This window comes from Staphylococcus rostri (genome assembly GCF_002902145.1).
Taxonomy (GTDB): Bacteria; Bacillota; Bacilli; order Staphylococcales; family Staphylococcaceae; genus Staphylococcus; species Staphylococcus rostri.
Map to the genome: position 1 here is coordinate 1 of NZ_PPRF01000099.1, position 8,277 is coordinate 8,277.

Consider the following 8,277-nt stretch of genomic DNA (forward strand, 5'->3'; position numbering starts at 1 on the left):
CAATTTAATAAGATACATTTTTGCATTTTCTTTGGGACTATTTGTTTATGCGTTCTTAAAACCGCATATTGGATTAATTTTTCCAAACAAAAAAGAATTATCGAATGAATTTGTAGAAAACAACATCCCAGAATTAGCAAATAAAGAAGTACTTTTATATTCTGTGGATATGCCATTTAAACCTAATTTATTTGCAGTAAAAAAGAAGAAATCCACTATATTTATTGATAGTTCATTAATTGATAAACTTTCCAAAAATGAACTTAGATTTTTTATATTACATGAATATAGTCATATAAAAGACAATGATTCACTCAAAATGCATCTAGCATCATTAAGCGCATTTACGGTAATACCTTTTATTTTCTTTATAATTATACCCATAGTTCAATTACCTACTAATGCCTTATATTTAATTATGACGATTGTATTATTCGTATCTATATACTTTTTAGGTATCGGGCTGAACTTTAAATATAAGAGGCATCTTGAATTAAAGTGTGATTCTTATGCTTCAAATTATATTGAGCATTCAGACATAAAAAGCGCATTTCAAAAATTTATTACTTTAGATATATTTGACTTTAAAAAACGAAGCGCTCTATCAAGTCATCCAAGTTTAAATGAACGTCTCAATAATTTAAATATAAGCATTGAAGATGTAGACCTTTAATTAATCTGTAAAAAAGGTAGCGTACTAACACTCTCATACCTAGGCATACTCAAGCGCCTTTTCTATACAATTAAAATTAATTCAAGCCATTAAAAAGTAGTGAAGTGACCTACCGTCGTAGATTGCTTCACTACTTATTTTAATATGTTGTATTCGTAACATTTAATGTTAGTTTTTTATAACTGTACCAACTTTGCCATCAAGTGCATCACCTAAATTGGCAAGAGAGGTGATTAGGACACTGCCCTCAGGTTTTTTCTCAAGGAATTGTAGCGCTGCTTCGACTTTTGGAAGCATACTTCCTTTCGCAAATTGGCCATCAGCGATATGTTGTTTCATTTCATCAACAGATACTGTTTCAAGTGCTTTTTGATTGTCTTTGCCATAATTAATATACACGTAATCGACAGCTGTTAAAATAATGAGTTGATCAGATTGTAAATGCGCAGCTAATAAAGCACTTGTTTTATCTTTATCAATGACTGCATCAACGCCTTTATAATGCTCGTCTTCTTTCACAACTGGGATGCCACCGCCACCAGCTGCGATAACTAATGTTCCATGTGTAATTAACATTTCAATACTGTCTAGTTCAACGATATTGATAGGTTGTGGTGAAGGAACAACACGACGATAACCACGACCAGCGTCTTCAACAAACGTATAGCCTTTTTCTTGCATGGTTTTATCTGCTTGTTCTTTTGTATAAAATAAGCCAATCGGTTTCGTTGGATTGTTAAAGGCTGGGTCATCCGCAGCAACTTCAACTTGCGTCACTAACGTCACAACTTCTTTGTTGATGCCTCTCGAATGCAGTTCATTTTGTAGGCTTTCTTGCATTTGATAGCCAATATACGCTTGACTCATCGCCCCACATTCAGGAAATGGAAATGGTGGACCTTGTTTATGTTCAGCTGCATAATTTAAGCCTAAGTTAATGCTTCCGACTTGTGGGCCGTTACCATGACTTACTACCACTTCATGCCCTTTATCGATTAAGCTAACTAATGATTGCGCTGTCCCTTTCAATAAATCCAATTGTTCTGTTGGCGATTGACCTAAAGCGTTACCACCTAAAGCTACAACAATTTTTGACATCTGTAGGTCCTCCTTTCCTCTATTCGCCTAGTGTTGCGACCATAACAGCTTTAATAGTATGTGCTCTATTTTCTGCTTCTTGGAAAACAACTGATTGTTCACTTTCAAATACTTCATCGGTTACTTCCATTTCAGTCAAACCATATTTTTCTTGAATTTGTTTACCAATTGTTGTTTCCGTATCATGGAATGATGGTAAGCAATGTTCAAAGATTGTATTTGGGTTGCCAGTTTTTTCCATAAGCTCTTTAGTCACACGATATGGTTCTAACAATTTAATACGTTGTTCCCAAACTTCATCAGGTTCGCCCATAGATACCCAAACATCTGTATAAATGACGTCAGAACCTTTTACGCCTTCATCGATATCGTCTGTTACAAGAATTTCACCGCCGTTTTTTGCGGCAATCTCTTTGCATCGGCTTAATAAGTCATCTGTTGGATTTAATTCTTTTGGACAAACAAGATGGAACGTCATGCCCATAATTGCAGCACCTTGCATTAAGGCATTGGCTACATTGTTACGTCCATCTCCAACGTATGTGAAGTGCATGTCGCTATATGGTTTGTTCAAAACTTCTTTAGCAGTCAAGAAGTCAGCGAGTACTTGTGTTGGGTGGTCTTCATCTGTTAAGCCATTCCATACTGGCACACCTGAATATTCTGCTAAGTCTTCTACCACGCGTTGTGAGAAACCGCGGTATTCAATACCGTCATACATGCCACCTAATACGCGCGCTGTATCTTTGGTAGATTCTTTTTTACCCATTTGTGAGCCGGTTGGACCAAGGTACGTAACATGTGCGCCTTGATCGTACGCTGCTGTTTCAAATGCACATCGTGTACGTGTTGAGTCTTTTTCAAAAATAAGCGCAATATTTTTGCCTTTCAATTTTTGTTGTTCTATACCTGCATATTTTGCACGTTTGAGATCTTCAGCTAAATCAAGTAAAAATTTCATTTCACTTTGTGAGAAGTCTAATAATGTTAAAAAGTGTCTATTTCTTAAGTTTTTCATATTTTATTCTCCTTTTTGTTAGAAAAATTTTTTGACAATCCAAGTTTTTTTATCTTGAAATAGTATGCCTTTTTCTTTTAATTCTTTAACGATTTCTCCAGTAGTTCTCCGAGAAAGTCCGGACAAATCACTTAATAATTGAACAGTCATAATCTGTTTTATTTCGTAAAATTCTCCATTATCTTCGCCTATTGTGAGACATATCAGTTTTAGTATTTGTTCAAGTCGCTCTTTTGCTGAGCTTGTTCTTAACGCCATACTGTATTCAACTTGAAATTGAATCGTCTCATTTAGTTTTGTAAACAGACTTTGGAAAATACGCTCATGCTTGCTACATAAATATTCAAGTAATTCTTTCGGGAAAGTCATGACCTTACAATCTGTCAATGCTTCACAAACTTCATAAGATGATGACGTTTCACTAAACAAACGGTTCATTGGGAATAAAGTTTCTTCTTTATTGAGTCTTAAATAATTGTCCCCATTTACATTAGAGGTCTCATGTAAGACGCACCCATTCACCAAAAAATATACTGTCTTGATTTGATTGGTTGAATAATATATCACTTGCCCTTTTTTATATTGATACAGTGTTAATTGCTCTTTATACGGTTTAATAATACTAACAGGAATATTTAAGTATGATGCTAGTTGTCTAACATTACTGTCAAACCCATTATCTGAGTTTTTAATGTAAACTTTTTCTTTGTACATAACTATAAAACCCCTCAAAATGATTGGATTAAATCATAACTTAAAATACAGAAATATTACCTGTAAGCAAACGAATCGTTCCAATTATTGCCAGTACAATAATCACTATAAATAATGTATAATCCAATTTTGTTAAACGTTTCTTATTATCCCGTTGCACATAACTATATACAAACAATCCTGGTATATATAAGAGCATCGTTAATAATAAGTAATCTAACCCAGCTGCATATACTAACCAAATTGTATAAATAGAGGCAACAATACCTATTACCCACTGCTTTAAGCTCGCTTTATGCTTATGTTGGGCAGTATACTTCACTTGATAAAATGCACTGAGTGTATATGGAATTAAAATTGCACTTGAAGCAAGTGAAAATGCAAATTGATAAGCACTGTCTGTAAAAAGCATACTGATTAAAAATATTTGCACTAAAATATTTGTAATAATCAATGCATTAATCGGTGCTTTATTTTTATTTTCTTTGGCAAACCATTTAGGGAAAAGACCGTCTTTAGCTACGATGAATGGCAATTCACCGGCCAACAACGTCCATCCAAGCCAAGCACCTAACACAGAGATAATTAACCCTATGTTGACAAGTATGGAACCCCAATGACCTACAATATGTTCTAATATTTGCGCCATTGATGGACTCGCAAGTTTTGAGATTTCACTTTGTTGAATCACACCTTGTGCTAATACAGTCATTAGGAAATAAATGATGAGTACTGAAACTAAACCGATAACCGTAGCTGTTCCAACATCTTTTTTAGATTTTGCACGTCCTGAAAAGACGACAGCACCTTCAATACCCGTGAATACCCAGACAGTTACTAGCATCGTACTTTTAACCTGTGACATTGTGTCACCCCAACTAAATACACCTACACTTCCACTAGCCATGCCGTAAAAACCAGATTTAAAAGTGTCAAAATTAAATACAACGATCATACAAATAATGACTAGAAATATAGGAATCAACTTAGCTACAGTCACGATGCTGTTAATAAATGCGGCAGTCTCTACACCTCTAAGAATAAGAAAGTGTACGCCCCACAGTAAAAATGACGCTACGATAATACTTGGTAGTGTGTTGCCGCCCTTAAATATTGGGAAAAAGTTCCCCACAGCTGACATGAGTAATGTCGCATAGGCTACGTTCCCAAGAAATGCGGCAAACCAATAGCCCCAAGCACTTGAGAATCCAACAAAATCACCAAATCCTGTTTGTGCATAACTATAAATCCCACCATCAAGGTCTGGTCGCTCGTTAGTTAAGTTTTGAAACACAAAGGCAAGAGAAATCATTCCAATGGCGGTAATTATCCAGCCAATAATAATAGCTAGTCCACCAGCTTGGCCACCCATATCCGAAATAATATTGAATGCGCCACCACCAATCATAGAGCCTATGACTAGACCAATTAAGGAAGTTTTACCTAACTTTTTTTCGTTCATATTAATCTCCCCTAAAAGCGATGGTAAAAATCTTGTCATTGATCATAATGAATGCGCTGATTATGATTTTTACCACCACTCATATTTTTTAATTAAAGGTCTTCTCTAACTAGTGGTTGACTCATGCATCTTGGGCCTCCGCGTCCACGTACAAGTTCACTACCAGTAATTTCAATTACCTTAATGCCTTTGTCACGTAACAGTTGGTTAGATACATAGTTGCGGTCATAAGTCACAACGACTCCTGGACGGATACACAATGTGTTTGAGCCATCGTTCCATTGCTCACGTGCACCATCAATGACGTCACCATTACCTGTTGGAATAAATTCAACTTTTTCTAAACCTAGCACTTCAGCAAGTGTTTCACGTAGCTTGCTAGAACGTGTGATTTTAATATCGTCTTTACCCGTGTCTGGTTCTATCGTAAAGATATTCATGTTATCTTCTTCTTTAAAAATTGCCGCATGAACCGTAAACTTATCATAGTCAATCATCGTTAATACCGTATCTAAATGCATAAATGTACGTGTGTTCGGTATTTCAATCGCAACAATTTTTTTGAAAGTTGTTGTTGGATCTTTAAAAATATTACGTGCTAATTTCTCAATTGCTTGCGCTGATGTTCGCTCCGATATACCAATCGCTAATACTTCTTTAGAGAGTATTAATTCATCGCCACCTTCAATATTGAATGGTGAATTACGATCTAACCATACTGGCACATCTTCATTTTTAAAACGTGGATGATGTTTTAAAATATATGTCATAAAAATAGATTCTCTGCGACGTGCTCTCCAAAACATTCTGTTAATTGTCATACCTCTACCTACAGAAGCTTGTGGGTCTCTTGTAAAATAAAGGTTTGGCATTGGGTCTAAGTAAAATGGATATCTATCGTCCATATACTCTACCAAGTGTGTTGTTTCAAGTTGAATCTCTTCTTTTCGTACGCCAGCCATAATTTTATTAACCAAATCTTGGTCTGACAGATTAGAAAAGTATTCTTTGATTTCCGACTCGTGACCGAGTATCGTTTTTTGAGATTCTGCTAAAATATCATCGATAAACTGTTCACGAACGTCTGGTTCAGAAATTGCTTCGGCTGCAAGTTTTTCTAGATACACTACTTCGATTCCTTCATCTCTTAAAGTTTGAGCAAAGTTATCATGCTCTTCTTGTGCAACTTTTAAATAAGGAATATCATCGAACAGTAAACCACTTAGATGATTCGGCACTAGATTTTCTAATTCTTTCCCAGGTCTTTTTAACAACACTGTTTTTAACTTTCCAATCTCACTGTTAACTTGAATGGGTCCTTGTACCATTTCTAATTCCTCCTTCGCTTTATTACACCGTCATTATAAAGCGCTTTCAGAGAACCAAATGAGACGTATTTCACAAACAGAATGTTAAGTATTTCACATACTTAAGCGTATTCAATGCAAAAAAGTGTCTAAATATACATTTTATCCTTATAAACTAGAGAATCATTTATACATTTCTCTTCATTACGCTTTAGTTTGTAGAACAAAAAGTTTTTTATTCGTTTTTCTGCATTAATAATCAGTTGTGTTAATTTTGGGTTTCTGCTGCTGTGTGAAATAATTGATAATAAACATATTGTGCCATCTCACTAGATGCTGTTAAAACCATGAGTGCATCATTGCCGCCTATCGTTCCTATGATTTCTTTTATCTGCAATTGATCTATATAATAGCCGATACTTTGGGCAAACCCCGGCGATGTTTTTATCAATACATAATTTTTTATAATCGTAATCTTAAGGATTTCCTCTCTGTATGCTTCTAAATGCTTTCTAGCATCTAATTGCTTGTTTTTATTCATTTTCTTATAAATATACTTATTGTTTTCAACAGGAATTTTGTAGACATCTAATTCTTGTAAGTCACGTGATATCGTAGTTAAGCTATAATAAACACCAAAATGTCTCATCATGTAATCTACTATTTGTTGTTTTTTACTAAAATTATTTTCCTGTATCGCTGTTAATATAAGATCTAAACGTTTCTCTTTTTTCATTTTGATTAACCCCTTTACTAACTTAATTTTGAATAGTTCTTTCGTATATCGATTAAGTGAATATGTGTTAAAAAATGATAAGTTTCAGTAGATTGGAATTTGGGACTATAAATGAGGATGATTCAGCAGGTGGCATAGTGCATTATAATTTCCGTCAAATTATGAATACAACACATTATAGGTACATTGGAAAGACGAACGCTCATGAATTTGACTGCATAAGACAAGGGAATTTATTCTATGTGACGGACCCGTTTACCCTTAAAATGATTCCGAGCAATTCTCGCTACAACTATTCCACAAAATAAAAATTCTTTCAATAAAAAAAGTTTGAAAAAAAAGTGAAGTTACCTAAAACCTTAGATAACTCCACTACTCAAACACTTAATATATGTACAAAAACCGTATTATTTATGATAGCTCTCTGCTTATCGCTTGGTGATGCGGTTTTTTGATGAATATTTCTTTATTTTAAGCAAATAATGTAATCTCCGCTTTGAAAGGGTTATAGCTCAGTTTAAATCTTTGGAGTTGGAGTTGGATTTCAATTTCATCGGTAAACTCATTTCCTGAAAGAGTCTCACCTCGTATCTTTACAAGCAATTTTGGTGGGTTAACAATATAGCCAAATAGATAGAAATTTGTAGCATAACTAAATTCACTTGGTATACTAACTAAAAGATGATTTTCTTTAGAAACCCCTTTTATTTTCATTTGTTTTGTATGTGTATAGAACGTAATTTCTTTGTTTGAAAAGCCCCATTTATCGTGTTCTGAGTAAAGACGACATATATTGTCATCTCAATTCTACTCTCTTTGTTTAAATAAAGTAAATTAAGTTAAAGATAAATTTATCTTATAGTATAATAAATATAAGTAAAATCTTAACTAAATGCACTAAAAACAAGATTAACAAAAGTTAATCACTAATTTGAAAGGATCTAATGTTATGAAACCTTTTGTTATCGACGAAAACTATTTTGACATTGAATATAACAAATTACTTACTGAGATCAATATATTTGATTTTTCAAAGGTTAATACTTTAGTAAGTGGATTTGAGCAAATAGGTTCGAATGTCCCCTCCGCTATCAATTCAATACATGATACTTGTGAATATTTTTGCAATTCTTTTGTATGTTTGAAGTATGCACATAAAAATTTACCATATACAAATAACCTAGAGAAAAATTATTATTGGGTATTTTATTATCACAACATAACTCTTCATTTTTTACATACTATACACGATTTAATGTATATCTTGAT

Annotated in this window: 7 protein-coding genes and 1 pseudogene; 2 read left to right on the forward strand and 6 right to left on the reverse strand. The window is 33.9% G+C overall.

The window, feature by feature from the left end:
* Positions 1-673, forward strand: a 673-nt coding sequence (locus tag CD122_RS10575) for a M48 family metallopeptidase (protein ID WP_103358930.1), incomplete at its 5' end; no start/stop codon positions are given.
* Between the two features lie 168 nt (positions 674-841).
* Here CD122_RS10575 and arcC read toward each other — a convergent pair.
* From arcC to CD122_RS10605, 6 genes are all read right to left on the reverse strand, one after another.
* Positions 842-1,771 (reverse strand): carbamate kinase, encoded by a 930-nt coding sequence (gene arcC / locus CD122_RS10580; protein ID WP_103358931.1) that lies wholly within the window; start codon positions 1,769-1,771, stop codon positions 842-844.
* A gap of 19 nt (positions 1,772-1,790) precedes the next feature.
* A complete protein-coding gene (gene argF, locus CD122_RS10585) occupies positions 1,791-2,789 on the reverse strand; it encodes an ornithine carbamoyltransferase (protein ID WP_103358932.1) in 999 nt (332 codons plus the stop codon).
* Positions 2,790-2,807: 18 nt separating this feature from the next.
* Positions 2,808-3,503 carry a Crp/Fnr family transcriptional regulator gene (locus CD122_RS10590; protein WP_103358933.1) on the reverse strand — a complete coding sequence of 232 codons (696 nt, stop codon included), beginning with the start codon at positions 3,501-3,503 and terminating at the stop codon, positions 2,808-2,810.
* Between the two features lie 40 nt (positions 3,504-3,543).
* Positions 3,544-4,965, reverse strand: coding sequence for an arginine-ornithine antiporter (gene arcD / locus CD122_RS10595; RefSeq protein WP_103358934.1), 1,422 nt, complete (start codon positions 4,963-4,965; stop codon positions 3,544-3,546).
* 92 nt (positions 4,966-5,057) lie between these two features.
* Positions 5,058-6,293: an arginine deiminase gene (gene arcA, locus CD122_RS10600; protein WP_103358935.1), complete on the reverse strand. Its 1,236-nt coding sequence runs from the start codon at positions 6,291-6,293 to the stop codon at positions 5,058-5,060.
* Between the two features lie 247 nt (positions 6,294-6,540).
* Positions 6,541-7,008 (reverse strand): arginine repressor, encoded by a 468-nt coding sequence (locus tag CD122_RS10605; RefSeq protein ID WP_103358936.1) that lies wholly within the window; start codon positions 7,006-7,008, stop codon positions 6,541-6,543.
* A 949-nt stretch (positions 7,009-7,957) separates the two neighbouring features.
* Here CD122_RS10605 and CD122_RS12160 point away from each other — a divergent pair.
* Positions 7,958-8,277: pseudogene (locus CD122_RS12160) on the forward strand (Cthe_2314 family HEPN domain-containing protein); the annotation flags it as partial.